A 20144-nucleotide genomic window follows, 5' to 3' on the forward strand; every position below is an offset into this window, starting at 1 on the left:
AAAAGTACACACTATACTTAATATTAATGGTAATCATCTATGAACCATCTTGCCCCTACCCTAGGTAATGCGCAATTGTATGCGCCTGCCGCTGCACCCGTTATTTTTGATGGTGACTCATCATCGAACGTTGCATCGAAAACTGCTAGCACGTCGACGTATTTTCCGGTCACGCTCTCTCAACCATTAACCGATGGTTTCGCACGACGTCTCACCTACTTACGTCTATCGATTACTGATTTCTGTAATTTTCGCTGTGAATATTGCCTGCCCAATGGCTATCAAGGCAAACCACCACAAAATGAGCTTAGCGTCACTGAAATTGCTACTTTAATCCGTGGATTTGCGGAAGTTGGTACTAAAAAAGTCAGGATTACGGGCGGTGAACCCTCTATACGCCGTGATGTGGTCGATATTATTAAAACAATCAAAAACACCGAAGGCATTGAAACCGTTGCCATGACCAGTAATGGTTATAAGCTTGGTAAGCACTTAGCCAGCTGGCAAGCGGCTGGACTGAATCAGCTTAATATCAGTATGGACAGCTTTGATGCTGTTACTTTTCATAAGATGACCGGTTTTGATATGTTGCCGCAGCTGTTGACTGATATGGATAAATTACTAGCGACCACGGATATCAAACTAAAAATAAACAGTATTTTAATGGCTGAAACTGCCTTTGAAAATCTGATGAATGGCATCGACTATGTCAAAGATAGAGCTGTTACTTATCGGTTTATTGAATTTATGCAAACCAGTGACAACAGCGACTTATTTTTTGCGCAGCACGCACAGTCCGATATTATTACCAATTACTTATTAAAAAACGGCTGGCAAACCCATGTCCGTGGCAGCAATGACGGTCCAGCGATAGAATATAGCCATCCAGATTATAAAGGCCGTATCGGCATGATTGCTCCTTATGCTGCCCATTTTTGTGACAGTTGTAATCGTCTGCGGGTCAGCAGTCAAGGCAAGGTGCATCTGTGTCTATTTGATCAAGGTAACTACGATATTCGTCAGCATCTCGAACAAGACGATGTGGCAGGGCTTGTGAATACCTTGCACAGCTTTATGCCGATTAAACCTGAGCATCATCATCTTCACGAATCAAACAGCGGCATGATGAATAACTTGTCGATGATTGGTGGTTAGAATCAAAAATATACCAATAATTAAATTTCTCATTTTTTATAACAAGCCTATTTATTAAGGATTATTCATGAGTAAGCTGCAAGCCCCTTTTACCCCGCTTAATATCGCCATCTTGACGGTTTCTGACAGCCGTACTCTTGCAGAAGACACCTCAGGGCAGTATTTGGTCGATCAATTAACAGCAGCAGGTCATCAGCTGGCCGATCGTCAGCTGATTATCGATGATATTTACAAAATCAGAGCCGTCATCAGCGGTTGGATTGCCGACCCAAATGTGCACGCTATTATCACCACTGGCGGTACTGGCTTTTATATCCGCGACAGTATGCCAGAAGCGGTCGGCGTATTATTTGATAAATCGGTTGATGGTTTTGGTGAGATGTTCCGCTTAATCTCAAAAGATGATATCGGCATGTCGACGATTCAATCTCGCGCTGTGGCTGGCATGGCAAATGGTACGGGTATTTTTTGCTTACCTGGCTCATCAGGTGCTTGCCGCACCGCTTGGGAAGGTATCTTACAAGAGCAGCTCGATAGTCGCACACGCCCCTGTAATTTTGTGCCGCACTTTATGCGTACCAATCCAGGTCATGATTAATTGATGCTTGAAGTTACGGATAGCTTAATCGAAGTAGATAGATTCAATCATTTAGCAGGTATCGTAATTTTGGCGGGCGGCGCATCCAAACGTATGGGAACGCCAAAAGCTGAGTTGATACTACCGACAGGTGAGCGTTTAGTTGATTATCATGTCAGACAGGCACTTGAATTAAGTGCTGCGATGATAAGCAACTTACCTATTATGATTGCGGATAATGGGCGTGGTTTTACTATCACTCCAGATTTTCTTAAGAAAAACCCACAATCGCCAGTCTTTCATATTTCTGACTATCTTTCGGTTAATAATGTTTCGGTTAACAATATCTCTAGCAATGAACTTTCTAGTAGCCATAATAAACCGATTGAAACAGGTGGCGCGTTGGCAGCGATTGAAGCAGCGCTGCAATCATTAAAGAGTTTGGCAAGTTCAAACCAATTAACGAAAGATGCAAACTGGCAGCACTCTTGGTTGATGGTTATCAGCTGTGACAGTTTAATTCCTGTCACCGATTTATGGCAAAAACTGCAACCTTATATGACGGAAAATCCTGATAAAACTGTTATTTGCCTGACCGATGACAGTCATTTATATCCATTGTTAGGTCTATACCGCTTGGATATGGAGCCTGATTTGAAGCATTATATTGACGATGAGCAGCGGCAAGTGATGAAGTTTATTCAGCCGATTGTGCAGCCCGTCCCTTTCGCAAAAAACTGGCAGTATCTAACCAATTTTAATACGCCTAAAGATTTTGAGCATGCCTGTTTAGCTTTAAACGACTTATAAAAAGGTTTATTGAGAGAAACTAGCTTTCAGAAAAACTGACCATTTAAGAGAAATAAAGAATGAATAGCGACCAAGTAAACAACAATAATAAAGACAATCAATCTGGCTTATCCCATTTAGACAGCGACGGTGATATCACCATGGTCGATGTGAGTGGCAAAACGGCTAGCACCAGAGAAGCTTGTGCTCTCGGACAAGTGGTTTTTCCTGCAGACATTTATACGAAAATCAAAGCCGCTGACGGCATGACCAAAAAAGGCAGCATCACCCAGACTGCTCATATTGCCGGTATCATGGCAGCCAAACGCACCCACGATTTGATTCCACTTTGTCATCCGCTGCCCTTAGATAAAATCAGCTTAAGCTTTGAATATAACGATGCCCAAAACAGTATCACTGTGACCGCTACCGTGAAAGTCACCCATAAAACTGGGGTAGAAATGGAAGCATTAACCGCCGTTAGCGTCGCTTGCTTGACCATTTATGACATGACCAAAGCTATCTCGCATGACATTGTGATTGATAATATTCATCTCATGAAAAAAACGGGCGGTAAATCCGACTATCAACATACCTGAAAGTAATTTGAAAACTATAAAGTTAAGCAGTTCATAAATAAGGGAGATTGCTATGAGCACTTTAATAGAAAGCAATACAAATTCAGAGATAGATGCCACGATGAATATTAATATTTTATATTTTGCCAGCTTAGCTGACGAAGCCGATTGTCACGAAGAAACAGTCACTGTGCCACAGTCGACTTCATTGACCGAATTGTACGAACAACTACGCCAAAAACATCGCTTCAGTCGTCCACAGTCGGAGCTACGCGTGGCGGTCAATGACTATTTTGCCAAGTGGACAGATGAGATTTGTGAGGGTGATAGTGTGGTTTTTATCACCCCAGTGGCTGGTGGTTAAAACCATTTAAATATCATTTGTATCACTAAGAATATTAAAAACAATAAGAGAAAATGGTTATGACGGACAATGTACACGGTCAATCGATGAGCATTAAACGTACCATTGATGAGGCATACCTCATCGCTGAACGTGATGGTTTTGCGCTGTTAGATACCGATATTGATGAAAGTCGTCTTAAAAGCACCCTTGATAATGACAGTTGCGGCGCGTTTGTCTGCTTTGAAGGACGGGTACGCAATCACAATAATGCCAGTAGCATCAACCGTTTGACCTATTATGGTTATGAAGACCTTGCCATCAATCAAGGTCGCGCCATTATTAAAGAGGCCAAAAAGCGCTTTGAGATTACCCATGCCATTGCCATTCATCGTATCGGTGCATTAGAAATTGGTGATGTCGCTATTTGGGTTGGCGTGGTTTCTGCCCATCGCTATCCTGCCTTTGATGCTTGTCGCTGGATATTGGATACGATTAAAGCCGACATTCCAGTTTGGAAGCAAGAATATTACCAAGATGATTCCTCTAAATGGCTTAGTAATAATGGGTAATAATGCGCTTCAAATGACTACTCAAAGCGATAGCTAACCTTTAGCAATAACAGTGAGCGACACTGGAGAGCAATAATAAGAAGGTTTTATAATAATGATTAAACTAATAACAATATCATCAGCTTGCTTAGCGTTAACGCTCACCGCTTGTAGCAAAGAGCAAACCGCTGAGCTTGTTCAATCGGACGCCAACAATGCCACTGAGCAAAGTCAAACACTGCGCATCGCAGCGGCTGCCAACTTATCAGATGTATTGCCTGAGATTATTGCGGGTTATAAAATGGATAAGAATTTGCCTGCACAAGCGATTGACGTGACTTATGCCTCTTCAGGTAAGTTATATGCGCAGATTACCTCTGGCGCACCTTACGATATATTTTTATCCGCCAATCAAGAATTCCCTGCCAAACTTGCCAAAGAAAAACTAGATAACGCAAAATCTGCTGACGAAGCAACCCACGAGCCCTTTACTTATACCCAAGGTCAGCTGGCACTTTATAGTGTTAACAAATCCCTTAAAGGACTCAATAATACTACTTTAAATGCATTATTGATGTCTGAATCTGATAGCAAAATCACCATTGCCAATCCAGAACTTGCCCCTTATGGCAAGTCGGCACAAGCCTATCTACAAACACAAAAAATCTTTGACACGCTCACTGAGCAAAGTCGCATTATTCAAGCTGAGAATATCGGGCAAGCGTTTCAATATGCGCACACTGGTAATGTCGATTATGGCTTTGTCGCTCAATCACAACTGACAGCGATTAAAGCCACGCCTGAGCAGTTCTATACGTTAGCGCCAGACACTTATCCCCCTATTTTGCAAGAAGGGTTGGTGATTAGTGAGACTACTGCCGCGACAGATTTTTCAAACTATCTGCGCTCGCCTGCTGGACAACAGTATTTTTCTGACGCAGGATATCTCGCTATAGATTAAAAAAATTTTGATAAAAACGTGCTCTAGCGGTTCTCATCGGAGCGTTTGATACTGTCTGGACTGGCATCATAAATAGCCTCTAATTCTTCTGTTGTCAGATAGCGCTCAACGATAGGAAACAATTCTCGTTCTTCAAAACGAATATGATCGTATAGCAAGGTGGCGAGTTCTTTGACTTGTCCAACGGTGACGTGATTGCTTTGAGAGTGCGGCAAATCTTGAACCTCTGCCATGAGTGCATGCAGGGACTTGTGCTGCGTATCAAGTGTATTTAGTATCGATGCCACCTCAGGTTTGGAGCTGCTATGAGGCTGTAAGGCATGAGCCATTAGATTGTCTTCAATCTGAAAATGCTGTTGCATCTCGTTAATATAAGACGTGATATTTAGCCAATGCTCGGCAATTGCGTTAGGTCCATCAGCACACTCTTTAGCATGGCGAGATAGATTTAGACCTAGATGATGTTGACGAGATAATGGTTGTAATTGTGCGGCGCGTTTCATGATTAAGTACCTCAGTTAATCGACATAAAGCCCTATGTCAGTGGCATTTAAGGATTGTTATCTATGCTTAACTATATACTCATACTACACTTGTTAGGCGCTACTGTCTGGACAGGTGGTCATCTGATTTTGATCTTGGTGGTCTTACCAAAAGCGCTATCATCCCGAAATATTGATGGTCTGATGCAATTTGAGCAGCTATTTGAGAGGGTTGGGATGCCGGCTTTGGTGCTGCAAATAATCACTGGACTTTGGATGGCCTACCAGCTATTACCCAACATTGCTGCATGGTTTAAACTTGATAATGATTTTAGTATTCTTATTAGTCTCAAATTACTATTATTGCTAATGACTGTTCTGGTTGCCCTGCACGCTCGTTTTTATCGAATACCCAGACTGTCTGTTCAGACCTTGAAAGGGTTTTCAATCAATATCATATTGGTCACTTTGTTTTCTGTCGCCTTTGTTGTCGTTGGCACGCTCTTTCGCACAGGTTTAAATTAGGACGTGTCATCGTTTAGGTTGTTGATATGTCCTAATATCTTATTGAATTCAACCACCTTAACATCTTCTTAACAGCGTACTTGTTACTGTAAGGCATTACACTCCTTACCATCCTGTTGAGAAGTACTTGTATGTCAATATCTCAAGCCGCCAAAATCGATGCGCCTAAAGCTAATAAAAAAAGCCGCTCCCTAAGTAAGCTTTATAATCGCGAGATTAATCTCAATCATCTGATCATAGTCGTGGCTCTGTATTTAGTAGCGACGGCGAATATTGGCTTTTTTGAGCAGGTACTCAGCGTTTATCCATTGAGCACAAACACGGGCTTTATTTTTTCCATCACAGGCTTATTATTTGGGCTGATGTGGTTGGTGTTGTCACTGCTGTGTTATCGCTCAACGGCAAAAGTAGTGCTTATCATAATGGTGCTGATTGCAGCTATCTGCGGTTACTTTACCGACGCCTACGGGACGATATTTAATCGTGATATGCTCATTAACGGCTTACAAACCGATCAAGCAGAAGCCATGGGATTGATGGCACCCAGTCTATTTATTCGCCTGTTTTTACTAGGTATAGTGCCTGTTTTTATGATTGGTAACATTCGTCTAAAGCGATTGTATTGGCAACAAGCAACCCTTCAAAAATCAGTCACCCTATTATTATCTATCGTACTGATAGCGATGTGTCTGGTACCATTTGGTGACCAATACGCCAGCTTTTTTCGCCAGCACAAAATAGTCCGTAGTTATGTCAATCCTATTACCCCTGTTTATTCTGTCATCAGACTGGGTACAGATTATATCGCTGAGCGCCGTCGTCCCGATACACTAATTCCTCATGCCACAGATGCAAAGCGTAGCATTTCTTTTAACACTAGCAACACTAGCAACACTAGCAACACTAGCAACAGCGCTGTAAAACCTAAGTTGATGGTATTTGTAGTAGGAGAAACCGTTCGCGCTGACCATATTGGCTTAAACGGTTATGAGCGCAACACCACGCCTTTGCTTTCAAAACAATCAGACATCTACAGCTTTAAAGACGCCTCGTCATGCGGCACATCCACCGCCTATTCAGTACCCTGCATGTTTAGCTACGCCAATAGAAAAAATTATGATCCTGATAGCGCTAGCTATAATGAAAACGTGCTCGATACGCTACACAAGCAAGGCGTCAATGTCGTTTGGCGAGACAATAACTCTAGCGCCAAAGGGGTGGCTGACCGCGTAACTTTTGAGGACTATAAAACAGCCGCGCTCAATCCAGACTGTGATATTGAGTGTCGAGACATAGGCATGCTTGATGGTTTTGATAAACTGGTTAAGTCAGGCAGCTCACAGAAAGAGACACCTAAAGCCACACTTATTTTGTTGCATCAAATGGGCAATCATGGACCCGCCTATTTTAAGCGTTACCCTAAAGATTTTGCAGAATATCAGCCCGTCTGTATGACCAATGAGCTATCAAAATGCGACAACCAGTCGGTTATCAATGGCTATGACAATGCCATTCGTTATACAGATTATTTTTTAAATAGCGTGATCGACACCTTAAAACCTTATGAGCAAGATTATGAGGTGGTGATGGTATATATTAGTGATCATGGAGAAAGTTTGGGCGAAAACAATATTTACTTGCATGGTCTGCCATACGCTATTGCGCCAAATGCTCAAAAGCACGTGCCAGTGATTATTTGGTCACCGAATGGCAACGGCATTGATAGCAGCACTATTGCTAACAGTAGCCTAGCTAACATGATTGATCAGCCCGTATCACATGATTTTATTACGCCAACCTTGCTTCAGTTTTTTGGTATCACCACTGACGAAACCAAAGCAGCACCCACCTTTTTTAAAGTGACTAATTGAATTCTTTATCATCGCTCCGCCTTTTTAGGTAATAATACTCATGTACAAGATACTCATCATTGAAGACAATCCCGATATCGTCGCCAATATTTATGCTTTTTTTGAGCCGAAAGGCTTTGAGCTAGACAATGCCCATAATGGCATTAGTGGCTTAACGCTCGCATCGAATAATCGATATGACGTCATCTTGTTAGATGTCATGCTGCCGGGTATGGACGGCACTAAACTGTGCAAAAAGCTTAGGGAAGAGCTGCATGACAAAACGCCAGTATTGATGCTGACCGCTCGCGATACGATTTTAGATAAAGTGGCAGGATTCGATAGTGGCGCTGACGATTATCTGGTTAAGCCTTTCTCATTGGTGGAATTAGAATCTCGTATTAAGGCTCTCATACGCCGACATAAAGATGATCATTTTGAGCATGGTTTAACTGTTGGCACATTGTCTTTAAATCATAGTGAGCATACGATTACACGTGAAGGTAAGTCGCTAAAACTCACACCAACAGGCTTCAAAATACTACATACCTTGATGAGTGCGGCGCCGCGCGTGGTTAGCAAAACCGAGCTGGAAGAAAAGGTATGGGGCGAAGATGTACCAAGCAGTGATGCACTGCGCACTCACATGCACGGGGTCCGTGCGCAGGTCGATAAGCCGTTCGATAAAATCATGATAGTCACGTTGCCCGGTGTCGGTTATCAGATTATTGATCCTGATAAAGCCTAAAAAATCATCGTCTGATGTCCTTATTTGACTCTCACTGTCTTTCATATCGCCTTTCACAACGAAGTAAATACCATGTTTAATATCGACTCCATCGCCAATAAGTTTCGACTCTCCTACTTGTTATTTGCCCTATTACTGTGTGCCACTTTCGTCAGTATTTTCATGTATGCCGAAGTCAGAATGGAGCAACAGCTGGTCAAAGCTCGCTTATTGCAACAGTTAGAGCTTAGCCAAGAAAAAGAAGGCGATCAGCCTATTTATACCGCTGAACCGGGTATTAAGATTTATCGCTTCGATAACGCACCGAGCAATCTGCAAAAACTGGCCACCCAAACCGTACAAGAGATGCCCGTCACTGTCACCACTAAAAATGGTCAATCGACAACAGAGTTACATTTCTTTAATTATAAAAAAGACAAAGAAAACTACATTTTAACCTACTTAGAAAACACTGAAATGGTGATGGGGAATTACCCTGTTTTGGCCATATTTGAGCATTTAGAAGACATATTTGCCAACGCCCTAAAAATAGCGGTCATTTTGAGCTTATTGATTGCAGCGATATTTTCATCGCTGTCCTCCAAGCAAATCATTAAACCTTTATTAGACTTAAAGCAAGCTGTAGAAACAGATCATCGCAACTTGACGGAATTGACGAATCTGCCCTCCGAGGTTGGCGTGTTAGCACGCGCAATCGATGCAAAAAACCACAAACTTGAGCAGTACCTCAGACGCGAGCAGCTATTTACTGGTGATGTCAGTCACGAGCTGCGCACGCCTTTGACGATTATCATGGGGGCATCAGAAGTATTGTCCTCGCAACTAGAAAACGACCCTCACTTGAGCGCATTTGCCACTCGTATCAGTACGACCGCCAAAGAAACCTCGGAGATTATCAGCGCCTTATTATTGCTATCTCGTGCGCCTGAAAAACTGGATGCACCGCCAACGTCTATCAATGACATCGCGTTAAATGAAGTACAGCGCTTAAATTACTTGCTTCGCCATAAGTCAGTCACTTGTAAAATAGTCGCAGAACAGCTGTATGTCGCACACGTACGACCTGAACTGCTAAAAATGGCACTGGGTAATTTGATAAAAAATGCGTTTCAGTACACCGATGAGGGTGAGGTCATCATCACTATCGATGCTGAAAAAATCACCGTCACTGATACTGGTCTAGGTATTCCTGAGGTGATGATGCCGCTGCTATATGAGAGATTTGAGCGTCTAGAGCAGCAGTATAAAGACATCTCATTGGATGCAGAATCGTCATCGGCAGCTCACGCCCATTATCCAGTAGAAGGCACAGGCTTGGGGCTCAGTATCGTACAGCGCATCATGACACATATGGGCTGGCAGCTTACCCATCAAGTCAATCCGTTAGGTGGCAGTACCTTTATCATCAATTATCATTAGAGCAGATCTCTATTTTAAAAAAGCTTAACGTTTTCTTAATGCCTACCCGCTTATACTTAGGGCATATTGAACATTCGACCATGGTTAAATGATTAATATTTATCGCATACCTTGATATTAATAGACTGTGAAGCATTGGATATGAATAAAGCAAATCCTATTAATCTTGAAAACCAGTCGACGAGTGGTGGGGGTTTAAGCCCAATAGCAGGCAAAAAACAACTGCTACCTCATAGCTATGCCAGTGAGGCCAAGGGTAAAACAGGATTTTACCGTATTATAAAAGCCGCTGGTTACTCTCTGGACGGCTTTAAAGCAGCTTACAAATTTGAGGCGGCTTTTCGACAAGTATTTTGGCTCAATCTCATATTATTCATGGCTATTATATTGTGCCCTTTCACTATCAGCATCAAAATGCTGCTGGTCGTCGCTTCTTTCGTATCATTAATCGTCGAACTCATTAACACTGGAATCGAAGCCAGTGTCGATCACACATCGACCGCCAAGCATCCACTGGCAAAGATAGCCAAAGATGTTGGCTCTGCGGCGCAATTTTTGGCATTACTGCTGCTATTTATCTTGTGGATGATGGCATTATTGAGTGTTGTATTTTGAAAACATATTCAGCCAATGGAGTCTGGCTTAAACTCCTATGTTTGACCATCATAGCGACACTGCTGTTTGAGCACAGCCAATTAGACATTCATATTAGTGAGCTTTTTTACACTAATGGACACTGGCTACTAGAAAAAGGCACACAACCTTTTGCCTTTATTTTTTATGACTTGCCTAAATTGCTACTCATCTTGCTTGGCATTTATCTCATAGGCGTTCTAATTCTGAGACATAAACAGGATTCAGACATCAATCTGGTAATAAAAAATGCTAAGTACGATAAACGGCTCACGCCTTTATCCACGCGTGAAATAGGTTATCTACTGCTTGTTTTAATTGCCGTTCCCAGTATGATTGCGCTACTCAAAGGTGTCACTCATGTCAGTTGCCCCAATCATTTAATACTGTTTGGTGGCGACCTGCCTTATCTAAATATTTGGCAAAATATAGTCGCTAACACGCCTGCCAAGTGCTTCCCAGCGGCTCATGCCAGTGCCGGATTTTCTCTATATGGCTTGGTCTTTTTACCCACTCTACATCAGTATCGCTATAGGATACTTGAAATAGTCACGGTCATAGGATGGACGATGGGACTGTATAAAATGCTGTTTGGTGATCACTTTTTTAGTCATACATTAGTATCGATGCTTCTGTCATTGACCATAACCTGCGCACTTGCAACGCTATTTTTTAAATACCCAGTAGCGAATAAAGCCAACAGTATCAATGCTAATAGCAAAAAACCTGATGCAGCAAGCTTTCAAAAATCGTCGAAAACCCAATCTTAGCTGTTAAATAATAGCCAAATTAACAATGATAGTCTTATAAAAATAAAGTTACTAAGCATTTGATAAGTAATGTATAAATAGTTATTGCTGACTGACTTAATATTGAGTAACAGCATGGATTGCGCTCATCGACGACGTTCTTTATTTATCAATAGCCCGCAAAGGAATGTAGCTATGAGCATCCTATCTTTTATTCTAAAAAAATCAAATATCTACCCTTTACTGACATTGGCACTGCCACTGCCACTGCCATTGACACTGCCATTATTAATAATAAGCGCTGCACATAGCAGCCATGCCGCCAGTTATACCATCAATCCTGCTGGCACCCATGTGCGCTTTGCCATTGAACGCTTCCAATCCCCTGCCACTGCGGGCGGCTTTTATAATGTCCAAGGTCAACTGCAATATGACTCAAGTTTAAAAACTGGCAATATCTCCTTGGTCATTCCGATCAGCTCTCTAAATACGGGAAATAAAGCATTTAAGCAGACTTTGACAGGCCCTAGATTCTTTGATATGCAACGCTTTCCGTTGGCACGTTTTGATTCTAACAAATGGTATTTTAGCCAAGGCAAATCACGCCCAATGGTCACAAAAGTAGACGGTCATCTAACGCTGCATGGCGAAACCCACCCTATTAGCTTAACAGCGACTAAGTTTGACTGTTATCTACATCCCACGCTCAAAAAAGATATTTGTGGTGGGGATTTTACGGCGATGATTGATCGCACCAAATGGAATATCGATAAATATACGTGGTTTGGCGTCACTAAAAACCTTCACTTAAACATTCAGGTCGAGGCAACCAAACAGTAGCAGTCCATATCAGCATTAATTTTATGACATTGATTTTTATAGCACTGCTTTTTTAGGGTCTGTCCTCATTTTACAAATGGGCTAAAAATAGCTAAACGTCCTGAGGCGGTACGGAATACGTGCCAACCACATGAGCCACCATGTCGCGAGAGCCTTCAGAATAAAGCGCAACCTCGCCAACGATTAGCGTGCGCCCAACTTTCATCAACGTACACTCAGCGATAATACGTGCTTCTGCTGAGGGTTTGCGCAAGAAGTTAATGGTCAAGCTCGTCGTCACCGTTAATGGCACAATACCTATTTTACCAAGTATCGCCACATAGAGAGCCACATCAGCGATGCTCATCAATACTGGTCCAGAGACCGTACCACCGGGACGCAATTCATTGATACCAATATCGTGTGATAAGGTCGAGCGATTGTCACCGACTGCCTCGATGACACATTTGGTTTGTGGAAATTCCAACGCCATAAAGGCGACAATTTCTTCTTTGGTTGCAGACATATCCCATCCTTGGATTTCGTTATCCTTAATCAATGCACCACTGGCGTACCTTCTGTACTAAATGCAAAGCCTTTATTGCTAAAATTACCGATCATCACCGCTTCAATGACTGGCTTGACCGTCTCATCTATCCCTTCGACTTCGATGATAAAGTTGGCACCCGATCCGCCTTTATCCTCTTCTTTTTCGACGATATAATTGAGCGTGGCCATTGCTGGAAGCTCAATCGGTTTGGTTAAATAGGATTTTATAAAGGTTCCATCAGTGCCATAGTAGTCAATTTTATTGATATACAGTGATTTTTTTAGCGTGGTATTGCGTACACTCAAAGTCGCTGATAGCAATACTTTACGATTGTCTCTATCGGTGTAGATGTCAGAATAAATGGGCACATAAAAGGTTTGTTTATAGGCAAACTGGCTACGATCAACCGCTGTTGTCATCTCCAGCTCTTGAATAGGGTCTTGATGTTTTTCTGAATACAACACGTTCGGGTCTTGCGGCGTCTGATCACAGCCTGACAACAATGCCATCGTCGCAAGCAACAAGACGGATATAGTGCACTTACTCATAAGTTTCCCCTTTGCCTTTTCATGTCACGGCTGTTGCAAATGTTTATTTGATTTTTACACCGACACTACGCAGAAACTCATTGATATGCTTGTTAGCACCGTAGATGACCAATACGTCTTTATCTTGCAATACTTGCTCAGGCGCAGCCAAACCTTTAATACTAGGCTTACTTTGCGTACGACCAAAGCTGTCTTCATAATACTCATAGCGCAGGGTACTAAGCAATCGAATATTAAACTTTTGCTCCAATTGCAAGTCGTCAACGGTCTGACCAATCAACGACTTGGGAATGCTAATCTCTACCATACTGAAATGATCACTCAGCTCAAACGAGTCGACGAAATAACGTAGCGACAGCCGTTTGGCCCAGCGATTGGCCGCCTCTTTTTCAGGATGAATCAAATCATCAACGCCGATAGCTTGCAACACTTTTTCGTGCAGTGGATTAATACTACGGCTGATCAAACGTTTCGCTTTTAGGGTTTTAAATAATGCAGTCGCCATGACGTTTGCGCCTTGGTCTTCACCGATTGCGACAATAACGATATCGGTGTCGACAATCGGTAAGCCATTGACGGTATATTCATCCGTGGCATCCATACAGATGGTATGAGAGATGACTTCCTTATACGCCTCAACCTTTTGCATGCTGCTGTCAATGGCAATCACTTCGTGCCCCTGACGGGTCAACGCCATGCCTAGCGATGAGCCAAAGTTCCCTAGCCCTACGATGATATATTTCATAACCTTATTAACCTTTTTCAGTATTTTTTAATGATGAAATGGCTTATTTACGACCATTTAATTGATCGTGATTTCTTCAGTTGGGTAGCGATAATTGCGCTGGCGTCTATTTTTGAGTAGGGCAATAAAGATGGTCAACATGCTGACGCGCCCAACAAACATAATGACAGATACCACCATTTTGCTAAAATCTGATAACTCTGTCGTCAAATTCAAACTTAATCCCACCGTGCTGTAAGCTGAAAAACACTCAAAAACCACCTTGATTAAATCAAGCTCTGGTTGATCATAGCTGATGAGCGTCACGCCCATACCGATGACCAATAAAGACAGCCACATAATAGAAAATGCACGACGAATCGAGATGTCGGCAATCTGGCGCTTAAATACCTCAACATTGGTCTGACCACGTGCCAAACTCAAAGTGTTTAACAGGGCAATCGCAAACGTACTGGTTTTGATACCACCGCCCGTCGAGTTTGGCGAGGCACCAATCCACATCAAAAATATCGTCAACATAATCGTGGGAAACGCGAGTTCACCCATGTCGATGGTATTAAATCCTGCGGTTCGCGGCGTGGCAGCAGTAAACAGCCCTGTGACAAGCTTACCGAAAAAACTGCGATGGTCTGCCAGCACATTGTTATATTCAAATATCATCACACCGATGAGACCTACCAACAATAAAGCGCCCGTCGTAATCAAGGTTATGCGGCTATTAATATTGAGCAACCATGGTCGATAAATATAACGCTGATCATGGCGATAGATCAGGCGCTCGGCACGATCACGTAAATAACGCAGCACATTGACCACAATGACAAAACCCATGCCACCAAAGATAAAGGTCGTAGCGATAATCAGTTGTAATGGATAATTAAAACGTAGCGCGTCATCATACATGCCAGCGCTAAATGTAGAAAATCCAGCATTACAGAACGCAGAAATTGCATGGAAAACAGAGAAGAATAACTGCTCAGACCAATCCATATCTGGTATGTCATAAATACTGATATAAATGAGTGCCGCAGCCACTGCCTCAACAGCAAACGTCACATATAAGATAGATTTGAGGGTCGATACCACATCACCCATGCCGCGCATGTAAGACATCTCACTGATGCTCGCCTGCGTCTCATAACTGACACCGCCCTTAAAGAAATAACTAAAATACGTCACAAAGGTCAAAATACCCAAGCCGCCGATCTGTATCAGCCCCATGATAATGACTTGCCCAAAAGTTGTGAAATAAGTCGCCGTATCTACCACGATGAGACCAGTCACACAGACAGCACTGGTCGCGGTAAAGAGCGCATCAATGAAAGACAGCGGCTGCGTCGTTGCATTGGGCATCATCAGTAGCAATGCACCGACCAATACCAATGACAGGAAGCTTAAGATAAAAAACTGTGCAGGGTTTAGAAAGGTACGATTGAGATTAAAATCGTGGTCAGATATTTCACGAATAAAGGTCACAAAGACAGCAATTTTGATGGCAACGAAACCATCAACAGCGACCGACATCCCAGAACGCACCAAATCAGTGAAATGTGCTGCCAATAGGATAACAATCGCGATACTGGTCAGTAAGTCAAAGACCGCGACTTTATTTAGGGTCAGCGGCTTTTTGCTATAGATGTAACGACCTGCCGTCACAACAAATCCTAAAAAAATAATCGCCAGATAAAAAATATGGAAAACCTGTTGTAACCACATCGGCAGCGTGAAACCACTGTCTAATAAAGCAATGGCTACGCCGATAATACTAATGACAATCGTGACATTATTTAACAATCGATAACGCTTGGCTGCATGCATCGCCCTAATCCATGATAGGAATAACCACGATATTTATACTCCTTTTTTGTGTTACTCACAAAAACTGATTTGAGATAATCGTAACCAATTATGATGCCCTGTTGAACACTCATACCTAGCCATGCTGATTGCTAAAATGGCTGTAGATAAATCATAGATTGGCAGTGACGGTAATATTTATGTTTTAACGAGGTTTTGTGAGGTTGGATTAGATAAAAAATGATCACTGTGAGGGTCGCATAGCGACATTTTTACATGGCTACATTTTTGGATAGTTGCAGTGCAAACATATGCCCTAGTAAGTTCATTAGTTTATAGGTTGGCGTATTTATGAGCGCTATATCCCAATGGTCATCTTTACATGTCTTCTATCGATGTGGTCACCATTTTCACCCCGCCCCATGTTACCAAACCAACGCCCAGTGCGATCAATGAAGCACCCAGAAACAACCCTTCTGGCGGCATCTCACCCTGCAGAAAAATAGCCACTGGCACACCGACAACTGCGCCGACCGAGCCTAATAAACTTAATAAAACAGGACCGCCGGTTTTTTGTAATAAAAACAACAATAAGAATTGACCCGCAAATACGGCGGCTTGTATGCCAATCAGACCTAGCGGCAGCCAATCTATCGGCATATTGACTGAAAAATTAGGCAATACACTAAATGACAGCAGTAACAGCGACGCCGCGATTAGCATACCTGGCGCGAGTGCACTAGGCGACGCTTTATCAGGCCAGCGTAAGGTGCGATATATATTACCAATAGCCAGTAATACTGGCCCGCAAAGCGCGATCAAAATCCAAAAAGTACTGGCGTCTGGCGTCGAAAACTTACGCGCTGCCAATACTCCTGCGCCAAGAAGCGCCGCGGCGACACCCAAAGCGCGGACGATATTAAATCGCTCCATCCTCAGTGCCAATGCACCAAGATAAGTCAACAATGGTGGAAGCGAGATAATGAGCGCGACGAAACCTGCACCCACATGTGGAATAGCCGAAAACAGTAGTAAATTAGAACCTGCAACACTGATGAGCGCGGCCACAAAATAGTATTCAAAGCTACGCGCATTTAAGGGAGGTAATTCGTGCCGTATTAATGCAACGATCAATAAAATAGCAGCAGCGCCCGTGATGGACCAAAAGAGAAATGCCAGTGGTGTAACACCTATCTCACCAGCATATTTTGCCAAATTGGTAGAAATACCAATCAGACCTCCTCCGCCTAACAAGCAAGCAGAAGGGATGAGCCATGTGCTGGTGTTGCGAGAAGCTTGCTGTTCTAAAGACTCACTCATCAACTATCCTATTGGATGGTGACGCTGATGACGATAGCTCATCAGACAAACCTAAATCTAAACCTTGTACTGCCTTATTTGCCGCGTCGATAGCACCAGCAATATAACCAGAGAATGACTCTGACCATTCACTTGCGCTGCCCGTTAGGCAGTCTTGCCATACCCCTGTATTTGGCTTAGCGATAGGTGCGCCAGCATGTTGACCTGCGCCACTGGCATCAGCAGGCGTCGCGGTCAATGAATCTTGCGCCCAGTCTTTCAGATATTCAGCCGTTGGCGTCTCTGCCTGTGCGCCAAATAAACGTACCAACTGCGCGCGACAATGGACTTTTAGCTCTGTTTCTGAGACGCTTTGACGGACGTGAGCAGGAACCCCAAAGAAGCCAAACAATGCACCTTCGCCCTCTACCAAGGACGCATCATGAATCTCAGTAAGCGGTCCTACTGCACTTCGCGCTGAACCCGATAGTTCTTGATTGCGCCAAAAGGGCGACTCATAAACCGCCACATATTTGGCATGTGGCGCCATCCATGTCGCGGTTTCTTGCCATTCTGTTATCAACGGCTGTGGTAAATCAGGTTCAAACTTGATGTTACTCGCCGCCAAACGAGGCGGTAGCGCAAGGAGCACATGCTGCGCGTGATAAGTAGTTATTTGACCAGCTGTCATCTGTTCAGAGCTGCATTCGCTCTCTATGTCGATATAGTGATCAGTCTTGATTACACGCTTTACGATTTGCCCCGTGATAATGCGCATAGGATTTAAGCGCGCATATAAAGCGTCAGTCAAGGATGCCATACCACCGACGAGACGCATAGACGGTGGCGAACTTTGATAGCCTTGGGTACGGATAGGTAACTGATTGGCAGCACGTTCAACCATCATATCGCCGTCCTCGCATTGCGCAAAACGTGGTAAATTCAACATTTCAATAAGACTGCTCAACTGCGGCTGATACTCTGGCCAAAACCACGATGACCCTAAATCAAAGCCATCGTTTGATTCTTCATGATCGACACTTTGATTACTAGCATTCTGATCTACTGATGATTTCGCAACAGTGATGCGCCCGCCCAATCTATCACGCGCCTCAAGCAATATATAATCGATACCTCGTTGCTCTAACAAAAACGCTGCATATAAGCCACTCAAACCACCACCGATAATTGCAATAGGTAGGTTTTGCATAACATATTATTCCTGCTTAGTTGAAGCTATTCAGTATTGAGATTATTCAGCCAACAACTTGGTAAGCAGCTCGTCTATCTCAACCTTAAATTCTTTATCTTCAATCTTATTAGCCGTAATTTTGGCATTCTGTAGACTTTGAATAGCCGCTTCTTTGTTACCTGTCTCAAGCTGTAACACTGCCATAGAAAAAGCAATCGACGACAGATGATCTTTTGAATTGATCGCAGTCGCTTTCGCTAAGGCCTTGTCATAAATAACTAAGGCTTCGTCTAAATCTTCAGTAAAGTCAGCCAATGTTTCCCACTGTTCTGGATGGTCTTTATCGGTATTTTCATTATCGTTACAAATGGCTTCTAATTCAGCATAAAACCCATCAAATGCTGCTTGATTACCTATACGATCAGCTTCCAATAACTCTTCAGCTAAGGTATAAATTGCTTTATAAATTTTGGTATTAATCATTGCTCATAACCTTTTATGAATTAGGATCTATGGTACTTGTTTTTCAGCCAAGAGTACTTGGCGAATATTACTTGGTAAACAGTGCTTAGCTGGGATTATAACGCAATTCCACCAGCTAAGAGGATTGGCACAAAAAAAGGATGCGATAGTCGATATCACACCCTTTTTATTCATCAAACTACTAATCATTTTTTATCTGCTTAAAAGCTCATTATCTTGGTGGTTTGATCGACCATTAACGCTCCGATATCAGCAGGATCAGCAGCACTCACGCCGTCAATCAGTGCCGACTGGTCAATACCCTTACCCGGTAGATAAAGCGCACAAACCTCAACCTTGATATTGGTATTCTTCATAACCATTTGCATCAAACCCTGTGGGCTCATATTTTTAGGCGGTTGTGCTGTGGTCACACTTTTGGGTGCGTCACGGAGTGCCATATCACCGGCTGGACCGCAGAGCAATACTCGAGTATTGGCACCTTGCTGCGCTGATTGCATAGTTAGCACCATCGACATGAGCTGCACTTGAGCATCCTCTGATGTCACATTAATCAACATCGATGGCGTCGGTTTTTTATTCTCTGGAATGACGTCACTCTTTTGTGACATAGCATTGGTCGCTGTACAGCCAACCATCAGTGAGGCGGCGCTTATAGCAATTGCAGTAGCAACTATCTGTTTCATCATCTTCTCCATTTATCAACAATCATTAAAATCATCGTTATTAAACTATACACTAAAATATATTAATAAAAGGTATAATATTATTTATGATAAGAAAATTATGATAAGAAATACAATCTGTGGCGTGTCCTCATTTTGAGAAGAAAAGAATACAGCACTGCGATCAACTCAGTTCGCGCCAGTGCAACCATAACCGCGTATCAAGCTCAAACTGATGATACTCAGGCTCCATATGACAGCATAATTGATAAAACGCTTTGTTGTGCTCATGCTCTTTAAAATGCGCCAGCTCATGCACGACAATCATGCGCAAAAACTCAGGCGGCGCTTCTTGAAACAAGCTCGCCACGGTGATGCTGTTATGAGATTTTAGCTTACTGCCCTGTATGCGAGACTGGGTGGTATGAATACCTAGCGCATGTTTGAGGACCGTTAATTTACTGCTATAGCTAACATTCGATAGCTGTCCCACTTTGCGCATATATTGGTTCTTTATCTCATTGATATACTGATAAAGCGCCTTATCACTTTTTATTTGGTGCTGAGTGGGATACTTTTTTTCTAGATATGCGCCCAATTTACCATCGCTAATCAGCAATGCCGCTTGGGTCTGAACTTGCTCAGAATAATGAGCGATATACTTTAATGTGGTCACAAACTTATCC

At 42.8% G+C, this 20144-nt stretch carries 24 protein-coding genes; 14 read left to right on the top strand and 10 right to left on the bottom strand.

Annotation, left to right across the window (positions count from 1 at the left end):
* Positions 1-39: 39 nt before the first annotated feature.
* The 7 genes from moaA (at position 40) to modA (ending at position 4954) form a co-directional block, all read left to right on the top strand.
* A complete protein-coding gene (gene moaA / locus INT03_RS09075; protein WP_193008700.1) occupies positions 40-1155 on the top strand; it encodes a GTP 3',8-cyclase MoaA in 1116 nt (371 codons plus the stop codon).
* Positions 1156-1222: 67 nt separating this feature from the next.
* The gene (gene moaB / locus INT03_RS09080) at positions 1223-1753 is read left to right on the top strand and encodes a molybdenum cofactor biosynthesis protein B (RefSeq protein WP_045447155.1); all 531 of its coding nucleotides are present in this window, start codon (positions 1223-1225) and stop codon (positions 1751-1753) included.
* A 3-nt stretch (positions 1754-1756) separates the two neighbouring features.
* Positions 1757-2542 carry a molybdenum cofactor guanylyltransferase gene (locus INT03_RS09085; protein WP_193008701.1) on the top strand — a complete coding sequence of 262 codons (786 nt, stop codon included), beginning with the start codon at positions 1757-1759 and terminating at the stop codon, positions 2540-2542.
* Positions 2543-2601: 59 nt separating this feature from the next.
* The gene (gene moaC / locus INT03_RS09090) at positions 2602-3120 is read left to right on the top strand and encodes a cyclic pyranopterin monophosphate synthase MoaC (protein WP_193008702.1); all 519 of its coding nucleotides are present in this window, start codon (positions 2602-2604) and stop codon (positions 3118-3120) included.
* 52 nt (positions 3121-3172) lie between these two features.
* The gene (locus INT03_RS09095) at positions 3173-3463 is read left to right on the top strand and encodes a MoaD/ThiS family protein (protein WP_193008703.1); all 291 of its coding nucleotides are present in this window, start codon (positions 3173-3175) and stop codon (positions 3461-3463) included.
* Positions 3464-3522: 59 nt separating this feature from the next.
* Positions 3523-4014, top strand: coding sequence for a molybdenum cofactor biosynthesis protein MoaE (locus INT03_RS09100; protein WP_193008704.1), 492 nt, complete (start codon positions 3523-3525; stop codon positions 4012-4014).
* Positions 4015-4108: 94 nt separating this feature from the next.
* Positions 4109-4954 carry a molybdate ABC transporter substrate-binding protein gene (gene modA / locus INT03_RS09105; RefSeq protein WP_193008705.1) on the top strand — a complete coding sequence of 282 codons (846 nt, stop codon included), beginning with the start codon at positions 4109-4111 and terminating at the stop codon, positions 4952-4954.
* Between the two features lie 23 nt (positions 4955-4977).
* Here the strand turns inward: modA and INT03_RS09110 are convergent, their stop codons facing one another.
* Positions 4978-5457, bottom strand: a complete 480-nt coding sequence (locus tag INT03_RS09110) for a hemerythrin domain-containing protein (protein ID WP_193008706.1) — start codon at positions 5455-5457, stop codon at positions 4978-4980.
* Positions 5458-5520: 63 nt separating this feature from the next.
* Between INT03_RS09110 and INT03_RS09115 the strand changes: the two genes are divergently transcribed.
* The 7 genes from INT03_RS09115 to INT03_RS09145 all read left to right on the top strand — a co-directional run bounded on the left by INT03_RS09115 (position 5521) and on the right by INT03_RS09145 (position 12200).
* Complete coding sequence (locus tag INT03_RS09115; RefSeq protein ID WP_045455109.1) at positions 5521-5961, top strand: CopD family protein; 441 nt, start codon at positions 5521-5523, stop codon at positions 5959-5961.
* Between the two features lie 131 nt (positions 5962-6092).
* Positions 6093-7832: a phosphoethanolamine transferase gene (locus INT03_RS09120; RefSeq protein WP_193008707.1), complete on the top strand. Its 1740-nt coding sequence runs from the start codon at positions 6093-6095 to the stop codon at positions 7830-7832.
* A 40-nt stretch (positions 7833-7872) separates the two neighbouring features.
* Complete coding sequence (locus INT03_RS09125) at positions 7873-8559, top strand: response regulator transcription factor (protein WP_193008708.1); 687 nt, start codon at positions 7873-7875, stop codon at positions 8557-8559.
* Positions 8560-8631: 72 nt separating this feature from the next.
* Positions 8632-9978 (top strand): sensor histidine kinase, encoded by a 1347-nt coding sequence (locus INT03_RS09130; RefSeq protein ID WP_193008709.1) that lies wholly within the window; start codon positions 8632-8634, stop codon positions 9976-9978.
* Positions 9979-10119: 141 nt separating this feature from the next.
* The gene (locus INT03_RS09135; protein WP_193008710.1) at positions 10120-10593 is read left to right on the top strand and encodes a diacylglycerol kinase; all 474 of its coding nucleotides are present in this window, start codon (positions 10120-10122) and stop codon (positions 10591-10593) included.
* Positions 10590-11381: a PAP2 family lipid A phosphatase gene (locus INT03_RS09140; protein ID WP_226950220.1), complete on the top strand. Its 792-nt coding sequence runs from the start codon at positions 10590-10592 to the stop codon at positions 11379-11381. Before INT03_RS09135 ends, INT03_RS09140 begins: the two co-directional genes overlap by 4 nt.
* Before the next feature lie 174 nt (positions 11382-11555).
* Positions 11556-12200, top strand: a complete 645-nt coding sequence (locus INT03_RS09145; RefSeq protein WP_193008711.1) for a YceI family protein — start codon at positions 11556-11558, stop codon at positions 12198-12200.
* A 91-nt stretch (positions 12201-12291) separates the two neighbouring features.
* Here INT03_RS09145 and INT03_RS09150 read toward each other — a convergent pair whose 3' ends face one another.
* From INT03_RS09150 to INT03_RS09190, 9 genes are all read right to left on the bottom strand, one after another.
* Positions 12292-12705 carry a PaaI family thioesterase gene (locus INT03_RS09150; RefSeq protein ID WP_193008712.1) on the bottom strand — a complete coding sequence of 138 codons (414 nt, stop codon included), beginning with the start codon at positions 12703-12705 and terminating at the stop codon, positions 12292-12294.
* 29 nt (positions 12706-12734) lie between these two features.
* Positions 12735-13277, bottom strand: a complete 543-nt coding sequence (locus tag INT03_RS09155) for a DUF3124 domain-containing protein (RefSeq protein WP_193008713.1) — start codon at positions 13275-13277, stop codon at positions 12735-12737.
* A 43-nt stretch (positions 13278-13320) separates the two neighbouring features.
* A complete protein-coding gene (locus INT03_RS09160; RefSeq protein ID WP_045447178.1) occupies positions 13321-14022 on the bottom strand; it encodes a potassium channel family protein in 702 nt (233 codons plus the stop codon).
* 57 nt (positions 14023-14079) lie between these two features.
* Positions 14080-15840 (bottom strand): TrkH family potassium uptake protein, encoded by a 1761-nt coding sequence (locus INT03_RS09165; protein WP_193008714.1) that lies wholly within the window; start codon positions 15838-15840, stop codon positions 14080-14082.
* Positions 15841-16197: 357 nt separating this feature from the next.
* Positions 16198-17139: a DMT family transporter gene (locus INT03_RS09170; RefSeq protein WP_193008715.1), complete on the bottom strand. Its 942-nt coding sequence runs from the start codon at positions 17137-17139 to the stop codon at positions 16198-16200.
* Positions 17132-18328: a flavin monoamine oxidase family protein gene (locus INT03_RS09175; protein ID WP_193008716.1), complete on the bottom strand. Its 1197-nt coding sequence runs from the start codon at positions 18326-18328 to the stop codon at positions 17132-17134. The genes INT03_RS09170 and INT03_RS09175 overlap by 8 nt, the downstream gene beginning before the upstream one ends.
* 42 nt (positions 18329-18370) lie before the next feature.
* Positions 18371-18793: a hypothetical protein gene (locus INT03_RS09180; protein ID WP_055125108.1), complete on the bottom strand. Its 423-nt coding sequence runs from the start codon at positions 18791-18793 to the stop codon at positions 18371-18373.
* A gap of 200 nt (positions 18794-18993) precedes the next feature.
* Positions 18994-19479, bottom strand: coding sequence for a hypothetical protein (locus tag INT03_RS09185; protein ID WP_193008717.1), 486 nt, complete (start codon positions 19477-19479; stop codon positions 18994-18996).
* Between the two features lie 163 nt (positions 19480-19642).
* A complete protein-coding gene (locus tag INT03_RS09190; protein WP_045447188.1) occupies positions 19643-20134 on the bottom strand; it encodes a M48 family metallopeptidase in 492 nt (163 codons plus the stop codon).
* Positions 20135-20144 lie beyond the last annotated feature (10 nt).

This window comes from Psychrobacter sp. PG1 (assembly GCF_014897815.1).
Taxonomy (GTDB): Bacteria; Pseudomonadota; Gammaproteobacteria; order Pseudomonadales; family Moraxellaceae; genus Psychrobacter.